The following is a 14,233-nucleotide window of genomic DNA, read 5'->3' as shown; positions in this document are numbered from 1 at the left end:
TCTTTCATAATAATCACACCGCACACAAGCGGTTTAATTTATCTTATTTTTAAAAGAGGAAACAAAATGAAACTAAAACCTATCTTATTAACACTCATGGCAGCAACCTTAGCGACAACAGCTCATGCCGAAATCAGCTATCAGCATATCCGTAATGCGACCGCCAAAATTGAAATGGCAGGTAGCACGTTTTTAGTCGATCCCTATCTTGCCCCTAAAGGCACTTATGCAGGCTTTGAAGGCACGATTAACAGTCAAAAACGTAATCCGTTGATTGATATGGCAGAACCGGTTGAGAAAGTATTAGAAGGCGTTGATGCGGTGATTGTGACACATACCCACGCTGATCATTGGGACGAATATGCACAAAAAATGTTACCGAAAACCTTACCGATTTTTGTACAAAATGCCGGTGATGCACAAATTATCCGTTCACAAGGCTTTAAAGATGTTAGAGTCGTAGGTAAAAATACAGAATTTAACCAAGTAAAATTAAGCAAGACCGGCGGACAACACGGTACGGATCAAATGTACTCTAACCCACAATTTGCTGAAATTTTAGGTGAAGCAATGGGCGTAGTAATGCAAGCGGACGGAGAAAAAACACTGTATATCGTAGGTGATACCATTTGGAATGAAGAAGTGGATTTTGCACTCAACCGTTATAAACCCGAAGTGATTGTTATGAATACGGGTTATGCACAAATGGAAGGTAATTCAGATAGTATTATTATGGGGAAAGCCGATGTGGCGAAAGCCCGTCAGGTTGCGCCAAAAGCCGATATTATTACCGTCCATATGGATGCGGTCAATCATGCTTCGGTGACATCCGATGAAATGCGAAAATTCGTGAAGGAAAACAATTTGAGCAAAGTTGCTGTGCCAAAAGAGAGTGAAGTCTTGAAATATTAATGCAGGGTAAGAAATGAGTTAGACGAAATTCTGTCTATCCTTTTCAAATTAAAACCTATAATGAAAAGCGGTCGTAAAATCTTAAGGATTTTCGACCGCACTTTTATTTTAAAAGTCTTATTTTCTCGCAAGAGGAGGAACAAACGCTAAACCTAAATCCCAAGGTTGTTCAATCCATGTGTTTTGCGGAATGTCGATGATATAATCGTCCACTAATTTTGCCCCTGCCGGTTTGGCGAAAACGGTGACAAATTTTGCATTAGGATACATTTCACGAATTGCACGAGCGGTGTTGCCGGTATCGACCAAATCATCAACAACGATAAAGCCTTCTCCACCGTTTGGTACTTCCGCCGCGTGTAAAACTTGGAGTTCGCCTTGGCTTGTGTGATCGTGATAACTGGCGATACAAACGGTTTCTACGTGGCGAATGCTTAATTCACGCGCTAATACCGCTGCCGGAAATAGACCACCACGGCTCACCGCAATAATGCCTTTCCATTGGGAAGCGGGAAGTAAACGTTCTGATAATTTGCGGGCGTGCATTTGGAACATATCCCAAGTCACCACATATTTTTCGCTCATAATTACACCTTAATATCAATAAATAAAAATTGCGTAAGGATAACCTGAAACAAGGTTTTATGCTATTATTTCGTGAAATTTTTCGTAAAAAAGGAGCGAATATGTCTGAAATTACTACACTACAACCACAATTATTATGGAAATGGTTTGATCAAATTTGTGCCATCCCTCACCCTTCCCATCATGAGGAGGAATTGGCAAATTTCATTGTGAATTGGGCGAAAGAAAAACAATTTTTTGTGGAACGTGATGAAGCGGGCAATGTGCTGATTCGTAAACCGGCAACGACGGGAATGGAAAACCGTACACCGGTAGCATTGCAGGCCCATTTGGATATGGTGCCGCAAGCCAATGAAGGCAATCCGCAAAATTTCACCCAAGATCCGATTCGTCCATACATTGACGGCGATTGGGTGAAAGCACAAGGCACCACATTGGGAGCGGACAACGGAATTGGTTTAGCCTCTGCCCTTGCGGTGTTAGAAAGTGATGATGTGGCACATCCGCCTCTTGAAGTGTTACTCACAATGACCGAAGAAACCGGTATGGACGGTGCATTAAATCTTCGCCGTAATTGGTTGCAATCGGATATTCTTATTAATACGGATACCGAAGAAATCGGTGAAATTTATATCGGCTGTGCCGGCGGTATCAATGGGGATTTGGAAATCCCTTTGGAGCGTCAAACCAATACTTTTGAGCATAGTGCTCAGCTTTTTCTAAAAGGCTTGCGCGGCGGTCATTCCGGTTGTGATATTCACACCGGCAGAGTTAATGCGATTAAATTACTTGCCCGTGTATTAGCAAAACTTGCTCAAAACCAACCGCACTTTGTTTTAGCCGAAATCCGTGGCGGTTCTATTCGCAATGCGATTCCTCGTGAAGCGGTAGCAGTATTGGCGTTTAACGGCGATATTCAAGCCTTTGAAAGTGCGGTCAAAAATCTTGAAGTTTTACTGAAAGAAGAATTGGCAATCGCCGAACCTAATTTAACCCTTTCTGCTGAACCTACCGCCAAAACAGAAACGACATTTACCGCACAAAGCACAAAAACCGTCATTCATTTACTAAACGCCTTGCCAAACGGTGTGATCCGCAATAGCGATGTAATTAAAAACGTGGTGGAAAGCTCACTCAGCATCGGTGTGCTAAAAACTGAAGGCGACAAAGTAAAAGGCACGATTTTAGTGCGTTCATTGATTGAAAGCGGTAAGGCTTATGTGACGGAATTATTAAGCTCCGTTGCCACCTTAGCCGGTGCAAAAATCGAATTTTCCGCCCCTTATCCAGGCTGGAAACCGGTGAACGACTCCGCCATTCTTGACCTAACTAAAAAACATTACACCGAAGTATTAGGCAAAGAACCAGAAATCAAAGTGATCCACGCAGGTTTGGAATGTGGGCTGCTAAAAGAACATTATCCGCATATTGATATGGTGTCTTTAGGCCCTACGATCCGCAACGCCCACTCACCGGATGAAAAAGTGCAGATTTCAGCGGTGGAGACTTATTGGGAGGTGTTGGTGAGAGTGTTGGGGGGGATGCCAAGTAAATAGACCACTATTATTACATGGCAGGTTTTACCTGCCATATAGATAAAAAATGATAGAGTGTAGAGTAAATAAAAAGTACAAGCTGGGAATAAGATTTGTGCCTGTGAAATAAGCCATTTTATCCCTTCTTACGTTTTTTCCAAGCCTCATCAAAATTAACGCTTGGTAACATCAAAGGGGCATATCCTGACATTAAAAATAAATTTGATACATATGCACGTAAAAATGGGTAAGCAATAGCAGGGGCATTAACATGCAAAAAAGGATTATCTAATAAAGTCTCATCGACATGGCTTTCACTATCAACTTTAAATATTGCTTGATATTCAAGCTCTATTGATATCCCATCTTTGTGAGAATGTGAGAATTTAAAATTAATAGCAAAAGTTTGCTTATCTAAAATTTTAGGTTCATAACCAAACATATCTTTGATACTATCACTCAGAAACTGAAGACCCAATACTTTTGTTGACTCTAAAAAAAGTTTCATTATGCTGCTAATCCCATATTGGAAACATCATTGATCTCATAATATTCATCATTTGATGAATCTTGCTTACTATCTATATAACAAACACTACCTATAAACTGTAAGGAGTAAACTAGAGTATTTGCTAAGTAATCTGATATAGTAAAACCCGATACTAATGGATACGATGATATGCATTGATATAATTCATCACTATCGTAACTATTTAACACCTGTTTTAACTTTTCTAAACTACTAGATTTTTTCATATTTAATCTCCCCCATCTCGAATAATATCCTTCAATATTAATTCAACATTTTTCTCAAAAAGGCACAATTGAATCCTAGTTGGAAACATTAAACGTTCTGGCCTATTGGTAAAAAAACGTTCCTTAAATTCACATCTGTTACAAGCCTTGATCGCTTTATACTGCTCAAAGACATCTTTGTCTCTAAAGAAATAGAAGATAGCCGACATATCCATATTATACAATTTAGGGTTTTTCTTTACCATTTCTGTAAGCATATTTTCAAATTCTTCTTGGTGTGAAGCATTTCCTACTAAATCAAATATTTCCTTCTGTGTAGAAAAATTAATGTCAAACTCAGACACAACCCTTTTATTATAAGTCCCCCAAGTTCTAGCATAACGGTAGGAATCAGTCCAGAAATAATATCCCGCCCCTAACCATTGACCTTCCTGTTCGCTTTTAATTGGCACTTTAGATTTAATTTCTTCATTACTCTCCCCACGATCCTCACAAGTATGGAATCCAATAATAGTGTACATATCCCCTCAAGGTTCATACAGAAATTATCCTAACGTTGAAAATAATATCACATTTTCCTAAAAAGCATTAAGTATTTAAAACAATTTTACAAATTAACAAGTCAAACTTAGCTAAAAAATTTAGATTTTCAAATAAAAATCTGAAAACATAATATTATGTGGTAAATAACACAGCTAAGTTTAAACTGTATCATCAACGATAAATTTAAATTTCACTATAATTGCCTACCGTCACAAAAAATAAGAGAAATTTCTCCAAGCTAATCTTATTTCACTCCCCCTTCACCAACTTCCACAATGTCATCAACACAAGTGCTCCAATCATCAAATTTGAAAAAATAAAGGCAAACATGGCAATGCCGGATAGCACTTGATTATGGTAAAAAACAACCGCACTATTTGCCATGGAGGCTAAGCCGAATGAGAATGCCCATAAACCGATGTTTAAGCCTTTTTCGATAATCCAAGGGAAAATTCTCAATAGAAAGAACATTTGTAAAAAGCCATAGCCCCATAGGATTTTGGCGAAAGTATCCACTTCGCCTTGATTTACTGCTAAATACGCCGATGCCCCGACAAATGCGGGAGCAAGAATAATGCCCATAGTGGCACGGAAAGGCGGTTCTAAGGAAGAAATGCGTAAATGCTGGAGTAGTACCGGTTCAAACATTATCCATGCGATGAAACCCGCACCGAAAAATAAATAGCCAAGATCATGATAGCCTAATAAAGCAAGTGAACTTGCACTGGTGAAGTTCGCGGCGACAGAGGGTAAATAAAAAGGTGGGCGTGTTGATTTTTGCTCAAAAACACCGCCTTTCCAAAGCTCGCCGATTCTTATGGAGGAAAATAGCAATTGCCCAATTGTCCCTAACCAAATCATCACTTCCGCTATCACAGGATTCCAGCGATAAATAATATCGCCAACCAACATTATCGTAATTGGGATAAGGGAAATAAAAGAAAAACGAATAGGACAGCGATATTCTTCTTTCACTTCGTGGAAATAGTAACGAAGTTTATACCCATACATAGCAATAAAAATTAACCACACAATAATCGCCGTAGTGCCTATCGTGTCACTGATAGTTTGTGCCCAAGGGAAGAGATTTGCCAAATGCCACCATGCTAGAGATAACGCAGCTAAGCCAAGGGGAATAGCAAAATAGGCGGAGGGTAAAGGGAAAGATCTTATGGTTTTCATTACAAAGCTCCTCACGATAAAAAACTTGAGAAAAGTTTAGCATAGGATAAAAAATAGAAATAATTCTAAAAAGTTCTAACCTATTTCTAAAAAGTCCTAAAATTTTGTAAAAATGACCGCACTTTAGATACTGCTAAACCTAATAAATACGAACAAAAAAGCCCCTTTCGGGGCTTTTCTTTATTTATGTGTTTTGCAATATTAATCTTCCATTTCGGAATTTAATAATGCAGCAAGGTTTTGCGTGGCATCATCAGCAACGAACTCAAATTCGGCTTCGATATCCGCGTCACTTGCGAAAGCAGAAATTGGTTGTTCTATTGCCTCCACCGCTAATTCCGCTGCTTTTTGGCGGTTTTTAATGCGGTTTTGGTGATAGGCGAAACCGGTACCTGCTGGAATTAAGCGACCAACGATTACGTTTTCTTTCAAGCCACGTAACTCATCACGTTTGCCTGCTACAGCTGCTTCGGTAAGAACACGTGTAGTTTCTTGGAACGATGCTGCAGAAATGAAGGATTCCGTTGCAAGAGATGCTTTGGTAATACCCAACAATTCGCGCTCAAATTCAACCGCCGGTTTGCCTTCCGCTTCACGTTTACGGTTTACGATTTTCACACGTGCCACTTCAACTTGTTCTCCTTCAAGGAATTCAGAGTCGTAAGCGTTAGTAATCACCGCTTTACGCAACATTTGGCGAACAATGACTTCAATGTGTTTATCGTTAATTTTTACCCCTTGTAAGCGGTAAACATCTTGCACTTCATTGACGATATATTCGGTTACGGCACGTACGCCACGTAAACGTAAAATATCATGTGGTGTTTCTGCACCATCAGAAATCACATCACCACGTTGTACCATCTCACCTTCAAATACGTTGAGCTGACGCCATTTTGGGATCATTTCTTCGTATACTTCACCTTCTGCCGGCGTAATCAGTAAGCGGCGTTTACCTTTGGTTTCTTTACCGAAGGATACAATACCTGAAATCTCCGCCAAAATTGCCGGCTCTTTCGGTTTACGGGCTTCAAACAAGTCTGCAACGCGTGGAAGACCACCGGTAATATCTTTGGTTCCCACCGATTCTTGCGGAATACGGGCTAATGGTTCACCCACTTTCACCGCGGCACCATCGTCTAAACTTACGATTGCTTTACCCGGTAAGAAATATTGTGCGATCACATCGGTTTCAGGTAAGAAGATATCATCACCATTTGCATCCACCAATTTAATGGTTGGACGTAAATCTTTACCTGCGGTTGCACGTTCACCCACATCTTGTACAACAACTGAAGATAAGCCGGTCAGTTCATCGGTTTGGCGTGTGACAGTTAAACCATCCACAATATCCACGAATTTCACGAAACCTGCCACTTCAGACACAACAGGCATGGTATGTGGATCCCAGTTTGCGACTGTTTCACCTGCCTCGACATCTTGACCATCGCCTTTATTTAACACGGCACCATAAGGCACTTTATAGTGTTCTTTGGTACGACCAAACGCATCAGTTACGGTTAATTCAGTATTACGGGAGGTTAAAACTAATTTACCTTCATCATTTGTGACGAATTTTGCATTAATCAAGTGCAATGTACCGGTGTTTTTCACCTGTACGCTAGACTCTTTCGCTGCTGCTGACGCCGCACCACCGATATGGAACGTACGCATGGTTAACTGTGTTCCCGGTTCACCGATAGATTGTGCAGCAATAACACCTACAGCCTCACCTTGGTTAATTAGGTGACCACGTGCTAAGTCACGACCATAACATTTTGCACACACACCATAATCGGTATCACAGGTTACCACAGAGCGTACTTTCACGCTGTCCACGGAGTTTTCATCTAATACATCACAGAGTTTTTCATCTAATAATGTATTACGAGTAATTAAGACCTCTTCCGTACCCGGTTTATAAATATCTTCCGCAGCCACACGACCTAATACTAACTCACGAAGTGGCACTTTTTCATCGCCCCCTTCAATTAATGGAGTCATCACCAAGCCTTCATGGGTACCACAGTCGTCTTCTACAATCACCAAGTCTTGTGCCACATCAACTAAACGACGGGTCAAATAACCTGAGTTCGCTGTTTTCAATGCGGTATCCGCCAAACCTTTACGTGCACCGTGAGTTGAAATAAAGTACTGAAGAACATTCAAGCCTTCACGGAAGTTTGCAGTGATTGGCGTTTCAATGATCGAACCGTCCGGACGCGCCATCAAACCACGCATCCCTGCAAGCTGACGAATCTGTGCTGCAGAACCACGAGCACCGGAATCTGCCATCATAAAGATGCTGTTGAAAGAAACTTGTTTTTCCGGTTTACCTTCACGGTTAATCACTTCTTCTTGAGACAGGTTTTCCATCATCGCTTTGGCTACGCGTTCATTTGCTGCAGCCCAAATATCGATCACTTTGTTGTAACGTTCACCTGCCGTCACAAGACCAGATTGGAACTGTTCCTGAATTTCCGCCACTTCCTCTTCTGCTGCAGAAATAATTTCATATTTCTTCTCAGGAATTACCATATCATCAATACCCACTGATGAGCCGGAACGAGCCGCATAAGCAAAACCGGTGTACATAATTTGGTCGGCAAACATCACGGATTCTTTCAAACCTAAACGGCGATAAGCTTCATTAATTAATTTTGAAATCGCTTTTTTACCTAATGTTTGATTGAATAATGAATATGGCATACCTTTCGGTGCGATCATCCATAAAATAGCACGACCAATCGTGGTATCGGTCAGTGTCGTTTTCGTTTCAAACTCACCCGCTTCATTTTTCACATATTCAGTAATACGCACTCTTACACGAGAATGTAATTCAGCCTGACCGGTACGATAAGCCTTTTCAGCCTCACGTGGGTCTTGCAATAACATGCCTTCGCCTTTACCGTTGACTTTTTCACGGGTCATATAATAAAGACCCAACACCACGTCTTGCGATGGCACGATAATCGGCTCACCGTTCGCCGGAGAAAGCACGTTGTTGGTTGACATCATCAATGCACGGGCTTCTAATTGTGCTTCAAGGGTTAATGGTACATGAACCGCCATTTGGTCACCATCGAAGTCCGCGTTAAACGCCGCACAAACGAGCGGGTGTAATTGAATCGCTTTACCTTCAATTAAGATCGGTTCAAATGCTTGAATACCCAAACGGTGAAGCGTTGGTGCACGGTTCAATAGAATCGGGTGCTCACGAATAACTTCCGCGAGGATATCCCAAACGATCGCATCTTCACGCTCAACCATTTTTTTCGCCGCTTTGATTGTCGTTGCATAGCCACGGCTTTCTAATTTCGCATAAATAAACGGACGGAATAATTCCAACGCCATTTTCTTCGGTAAACCGCATTGATGTAAGTGTAAGTATGGACCTACGGTAATTACAGAACGACCGGAGTAGTCAACACGTTTACCCAATAAGTTTTGACGGAAACGACCTTGTTTACCTTTAATCATATCCGCAAGGGATTTTAACGGACGGCGGTTAGAACCGGTAATCGCACGACCACGGCGACCATTATCTAATAACGCATCGACCGACTCTTGCAACATCCGTTTTTCATTGCGTACAATAATATCCGGCGCAATTAAATCTAATAAACGTTTTAAACGATTGTTACGATTGATCACACGACGGTATAAATCATTCAAATCAGAGGTGGCAAAACGACCACCATCAAGTGGCACTAACGGACGTAAATCCGGTGGAAGTACCGGTAATACCGTCATCACCATCCATTCCGGTTTATTGCCGGATTGAATAAAGGCTTCTAATAATTTTAAGCGCTTGGTGATTTTCTTACGTTTGGTTTCAGAATTGGTTTCTTGTAACTCTTCACGTAATTTTTCACATTCCACGTCAAGATCCATACCTTTTAACAGATCTTGGATTGCTTCCGCACCCATTTTGGCTTCAAATTCATCCTGCCAACGATCTTCTGCATCAAGGTATTGTTCTTCCGTTAATAATTGACCACGTTCTAAATCCGTCATCCCGGGTTCGGTCACAATATACATTTCAAAATAAAGGACACGCTCAATATCACGCAACGGCATATCAAGTAATAAACCGATACGGGACGGAAGGGATTTTAAGAACCAAATGTGTGCCACCGGTGAGGCTAATTCAATGTGTCCCATACGTTCACGACGAACTTTGGTTTGCGTCACTTCAACGCCACATTTTTCACAAATCACACCACGGTGTTTTAAACGTTTATATTTACCACATAAACATTCATAATCTTTTACCGGCCCAAAGATACGCGCACAGAAAAGACCATCACGTTCAGGTTTGAACGTACGGTAGTTAATGGTTTCAGGTTTTTTCACTTCACCAAATGACCAAGAACGGATCATATCCGGTGAGGCTAACCCAATTTTAATCACATCAAAATCTTCACTGGTTTTTGACTGTGCTTTTAAAAACTTAACTAAGTCTTTCACAAATGTTCTCCTGTCGGAGTTAAAGGTTTAAAGCGCGGTTAAAAATTACCGAGAATTTTGACCGCACTTCGGCGATTTCTTTTGTAGGGTGTGTAGATTTTTACCATCCACACACCTTACTTTTCATTACTCTTCGTCTAACTCGATATTTAAACCAAGTGAACGGATTTCTTTCATAATTACGTTGAAAGATTCCGGTGTACCCGGATCCATTTGTTGGTTACCGCTGACGATGTTTTTATACATCTTCGTACGACCGTTCACATCATCGGATTTCACAGTGAGCATTTCTTGTAGCGTGTAAGCTGCGCCATATGCTTCAAGCGCCCATACCTCCATCTCACCGAAACGTTGTCCCCCGAATTGTGCTTTACCACCTAATGGTTGTTGTGTGACGAGGCTATAAGAACCTGTTGAACGAGCGTGCATTTTGTCGTCAACCAAGTGGTTCAATTTGAGCATATACATATAACCCACAGTTACCGGACGCTCAAATTTCTCGCCGGTACGTCCGTCGTATAAGGTGATCTGACCGGAGGTCGGTAAACCACCGAGTTTTAATAACTCTTTGATTTCCGTTTCATCCGCACCATCGAACACAGGAGTCGCAACCGGCAAACCTTTACGTAAGTTATCTGCTAGACGTAGCACTTCTTCATCGGTGAAGCTACTTAAATCCACTTTTTGTGAACCATTGCCTAAGTCATAGGCTTTTTGCATATAGCTACGTAATTTTTCCACTTCTTGTTTTTGTTTAAGCATCGCATTGATTTGATCACCAATACCTTTCGCCGCTAAACCTAAGTGAGTTTCAAGGATCTGACCGATATTCATACGGGATGGTACGCCCAGCGGGTTCAATACGATTTCAACCGGTTGACCGTTTTCATCGTACGGCATATCCTCAACAGGGTTAATTTTTGAGATAACCCCTTTGTTACCGTGACGACCGGCCATTTTATCACCCGGTTGGATTTGACGTTTCACCGCAAGATAAACTTTAACCACTTTCAATACGCCCGGTGCAAGATCATCACCTTTGATAATTTTCTTACGTTTCACTTCAAGTTTGAGTTCAAACTCTTTACGAAGCTCTTCGTATTGCTCGGCAAGCTGTTCTAACTGATTTTGTTTATCTTCATCGGCAATGGTTTGTTCTAACCATTTAGTCCGATCTAATTTGTCTAACTGTGCCGTATCGAAACCACCGGCGATAAGAAGATTACGAACACGTGCGAATAAACCCGCCTCTAAGATTTCTAATTCATCAGAAAGGTCTTTTTTCGCTTGTTTTAATTGCATTTCTTCAATTTCTAACGCACGTTTGTCTTTTTCCACACCATCACGAGTGAAGACTTGTACGTCAATAACCGTACCGCTTACGCTGTTTGGTACACGCAATGAAGAATCTTTTACATCAGAGGCTTTTTCACCAAAAATTGCACGTAACAATTTTTCTTCCGGTGTCAATTGGGTTTCACCTTTAGGCGTCACTTTACCAACTAGGATATCGCCACCTTTCACTTCTGCGCCCACATAAACGATACCAGATTCATCTAATTTGCTTAACGCCGATTCACCCACATTTGGAATATCTGCGGTAATTTCTTCTGAACCAAGTTTGGTATCACGAGCTACACAAGAAAGCTCTTGAATATGAATCGTGGTAAAGCGATCTTGTTGAACCACACGCTCAGACACGAGCATAGAGTCTTCAAAGTTATAACCATTCCATGGCATAAACGCCACGCGAATATTTTGACCTAATGCCAATTCCCCTAAATCCGTTGAAGGGCCATCAGCTAAGACTTCACCACGATTAATCGGATCGCCTAAATTCACACAAGGAATTTGGTTAATACAGGTATTTTGGTTGGAACGGGTGTATTTAATTAAGTTATAAATATCAATCCCCGCTTCACCTGCAATAGTTTCATCCTCATTCACTTTAATCACGATACGTGACGCATCCACATATTGAACCGTACCACCACGTTTTGCGACAACCGCTACACCGGAATCAAGGGCAATTGGTTTTTCCATGCCCGTTCCCACCAACGGCTTATCTGCACGTAATGTTGGAACCGCCTGACGTTGCATGTTTGCGCCCATCAATGCACGGTTCGCATCGTCATGCTCAAGGAATGGAATCAATGCCGCCGCCACAGATACCACTTGCTGTGTTGAAACGTCCATATAGTGGATGTCTTCCGGTTTATATAAACCGGACTCGCCACGCTCACCACGTGCGGTAACAAAGGCATCAGTAAAGCGATTGTTCTCGTCTAGATTTGAGTTTGCCTGAGCGATAATATAATTTGCTTCATCAATAGCAGATAAATATTCAATTTCTTCCGTCACTTGACCATCAATGACTTTACGATACGGGGTTTCTAAGAAACCGTAATCATTGGTACGGGCAAAGGCGGAAAGAGAGTTGATCAAACCAATGTTCGGACCTTCAGGCGTTTCGATTGGACATAAACGACCATAGTGAGTGTTATGGACGTCACGCACTTCAAAGCCGGCACGTTCACGGGTTAAACCACCCGGGCCTAAGGCAGAAATACGACGTTTATGAGTCACTTCCGATAACGGGTTGTTTTGGTCCATAAACTGTGAAAGTTGTGAAGAACCGAAGAATTCTTTCACTGCCGCAGAAATTGGTTTTGGGTTAATTAAATCTTGTGGTGTAATCGCATCTAAATCGCCTAAAGATAAGCGTTCTTTGACCGCTCTTTCTACACGTACCAAACCAATACGGAATTGGTTTTCAGCCATTTCTCCCACAGAACGGATACGGCGGTTACCTAAGTGGTCAATATCATCGACTTCACCACGCCCGTTACGGATCTCAATGAGCTTACGCATAACAGCAATAATATCTTCATGGCTTAAAATACCACTGCCTACGCCCTCTGGAATGCCTAAAGAACGGTTAAATTTCATACGACCTACTGCGGATAGGTCATAACGTTCCGCAGAAAAGAATAAGTTATTGAATAACGCTTCGGAAGATTCAGGTGTTGGTGGTTCACCCGGACGCATCATACGATAAATTTCGTATAAAGCACTCACTTTGTCGTAAGTCGGATCAACACGTAAAGTCTCAGAAATATAAGGACCGTAATCTAAATCATTGGTAAACAATGTCTCAATGATGTGATAACCGGCTTGTGCTAACTTGGCTAAAACCTCTAAAGAAATTTCACCATTTGCCGAACAAATAATTTCACCGGATTCTAAATCCACATAATCTTTTGCCGCCACTTTACCTACAATGTACTCAGTAGGCACTACAACTTGTGTAACATTATCTTTTTCTAATGCCTTAATATGACGGGCAGTAATACGACGACCCCGCTCGACATAGACTTTACCGTTCGCTTCAATATCAAAGGACGCCGTTTCACCACGTAAACGTTCCGGCACAAGAGTCATTAATAGTTGATTATCGGCGATTTCAAACGTGACTTTATCAAAGAATAAATTTAAGATTTCTTCGGTATTATAACCTAATGCCCGAAGAATAATCGTTGCCGGTAATTTACGACGACGGTCAATACGTGCATAAAGATTATCTTTCGGATCAAATTCAAAATCCAACCAAGACCCGCGGTAAGGAATAATACGTGCGTTATAAAGCACCTTACCCGATGAATGGGTTTTACCTTTATCGGAATCAAAGAATACGCCTGGGCTACGGTGTAATTGTGAAACGATAACACGCTCGGTACCATTAATCACGAAAGTACCATTATCCGTCATTAATGGGATTTCACCCATATACACTTCATTTTCTTTAATATCTTTAATTGCGCGTGAAGATGACTCTTTATCGTAACTTACAAGACGTAATTTAACACGTAAACCTGCAGCATAAGTCGAACCACGGATTTGGCACTCACGTACATCAAATTCCGGTTCTTCTAAACGGTAGTCAACATATTGTAATTCGGTATAACCATTGTTGCTAACAATTGGAAAGACTGAACGGAAAGCAGCTTCTAAACCTTGCTGACCTTCAGGATCTTTTTGAATAAATTTATCAAACGAATCTAATTGGATGGTTAATAAATAAGGTACATTTAAAACTTGCGGACGCTTGCCGAAGTCTTTACGAATTCGTTTTTTCTCAGAATAGGAGAGACCCATTGGTTGGTTTTCCTCTATCAATTTTAGTGAGACTGAGCTGACATAAGAAAAAGTGCGGTCAGTTTTGACCGAATTTTTACTTATACCAAAGTATG

9 protein-coding genes are annotated in these 14,233 nt (G+C 41.2%); 2 read left to right on the top strand and 7 right to left on the bottom strand.

Going from position 1 to position 14,233, the window contains the following annotated elements; genetic code table 11:
• Positions 1–66 precede the first annotated feature (66 nt).
• Positions 67–912, top strand: a complete 846-nt coding sequence (locus E4T92_RS07705) for an MBL fold metallo-hydrolase (RefSeq protein ID WP_135094148.1) — start codon at positions 67–69, stop codon at positions 910–912.
• A 117-nt stretch (positions 913–1,029) separates the two neighbouring features.
• On the opposite strand, the gene gpt is transcribed toward E4T92_RS07705, so the two are convergent.
• A complete protein-coding gene (gpt, locus tag E4T92_RS07700) occupies positions 1,030–1,497 on the bottom strand; it encodes a xanthine phosphoribosyltransferase (protein ID WP_059368639.1) in 468 nt (155 codons plus the stop codon).
• A gap of 101 nt (positions 1,498–1,598) precedes the next feature.
• Between gpt and E4T92_RS07695 the strand changes: the two genes are divergently transcribed.
• Complete coding sequence (locus E4T92_RS07695) at positions 1,599–3,053, top strand: aminoacyl-histidine dipeptidase (RefSeq protein WP_135094147.1); 1,455 nt, start codon at positions 1,599–1,601, stop codon at positions 3,051–3,053.
• 115 nt (positions 3,054–3,168) lie between these two features.
• Here E4T92_RS07695 and E4T92_RS07690 read toward each other — a convergent pair whose 3' ends face one another.
• From E4T92_RS07690 to rpoB, 6 genes are all read right to left on the bottom strand, one after another.
• Positions 3,169–3,540, bottom strand: coding sequence for a protein-export chaperone SecB (locus tag E4T92_RS07690; RefSeq protein WP_135094146.1), 372 nt, complete (start codon positions 3,538–3,540; stop codon positions 3,169–3,171).
• Entirely contained in the window at positions 3,540–3,788 is a 249-nt protein-coding gene (locus tag E4T92_RS07685; protein ID WP_135094145.1) for a hypothetical protein, read from the bottom strand. Before E4T92_RS07685 ends, E4T92_RS07690 begins: the two co-directional genes overlap by 1 nt.
• A 2-nt stretch (positions 3,789–3,790) precedes the next feature.
• On the bottom strand, positions 3,791–4,309 hold the full coding sequence (locus tag E4T92_RS07680) for a hypothetical protein (protein ID WP_135094144.1): 519 nt from the start codon (positions 4,307–4,309) through the stop codon (positions 3,791–3,793).
• Positions 4,310–4,580: 271 nt separating this feature from the next.
• Positions 4,581–5,513 (bottom strand): dicarboxylate transporter/tellurite-resistance protein TehA, encoded by a 933-nt coding sequence (gene tehA / locus E4T92_RS07675; protein ID WP_135094143.1) that lies wholly within the window; start codon positions 5,511–5,513, stop codon positions 4,581–4,583.
• A gap of 201 nt (positions 5,514–5,714) precedes the next feature.
• Positions 5,715–9,983, bottom strand: coding sequence for a DNA-directed RNA polymerase subunit beta' (gene rpoC, locus E4T92_RS07670; protein WP_077541239.1), 4,269 nt, complete (start codon positions 9,981–9,983; stop codon positions 5,715–5,717).
• A gap of 126 nt (positions 9,984–10,109) precedes the next feature.
• Positions 10,110–14,138 carry a DNA-directed RNA polymerase subunit beta gene (rpoB, locus tag E4T92_RS07665; RefSeq protein ID WP_135094142.1) on the bottom strand — a complete coding sequence of 1,343 codons (4,029 nt, stop codon included), beginning with the start codon at positions 14,136–14,138 and terminating at the stop codon, positions 10,110–10,112.
• Positions 14,139–14,233 lie beyond the last annotated feature (95 nt).

The organism is Pasteurella sp. WM03, from assembly GCF_004570945.1.
In the GTDB taxonomy this organism is placed as follows: Bacteria; Pseudomonadota; Gammaproteobacteria; order Enterobacterales; family Pasteurellaceae; genus Rodentibacter.
Note: the sequence above shows the minus strand (reverse complement) of the source record. Positions and strands in the feature narration are given on the sequence as shown.

What these genes read in the sequence shown, in the direction of transcription:
- E4T92_RS07705 (WP_135094148.1), top strand. Translation starts at nt 67, where the DNA reads ATGAAACTAAAACCTATCTTATTAACACTCATGGCAGCAACCTTAGCG.
- gpt (WP_059368639.1), bottom strand. Translation starts at nt 1,497, where the DNA reads ATGAGCGAAAAATATGTGGTGACTTGGGATATGTTCCAAATGCACGCC.
- E4T92_RS07695 (WP_135094147.1), top strand. Translation starts at nt 1,599, where the DNA reads ATGTCTGAAATTACTACACTACAACCACAATTATTATGGAAATGGTTT.
- E4T92_RS07690 (WP_135094146.1), bottom strand. Translation starts at nt 3,540, where the DNA reads ATGAAACTTTTTTTAGAGTCAACAAAAGTATTGGGTCTTCAGTTTCTG.
- E4T92_RS07685 (WP_135094145.1), bottom strand. Translation starts at nt 3,788, where the DNA reads ATGAAAAAATCTAGTAGTTTAGAAAAGTTAAAACAGGTGTTAAATAGT.
- E4T92_RS07680 (WP_135094144.1), bottom strand. Translation starts at nt 4,309, where the DNA reads ATGTACACTATTATTGGATTCCATACTTGTGAGGATCGTGGGGAGAGT.
- tehA (WP_135094143.1), bottom strand. Translation starts at nt 5,513, where the DNA reads ATGAAAACCATAAGATCTTTCCCTTTACCCTCCGCCTATTTTGCTATT.
- rpoB (WP_135094142.1), bottom strand. Translation starts at nt 14,138, where the DNA reads ATGGGTCTCTCCTATTCTGAGAAAAAACGAATTCGTAAAGACTTCGGC.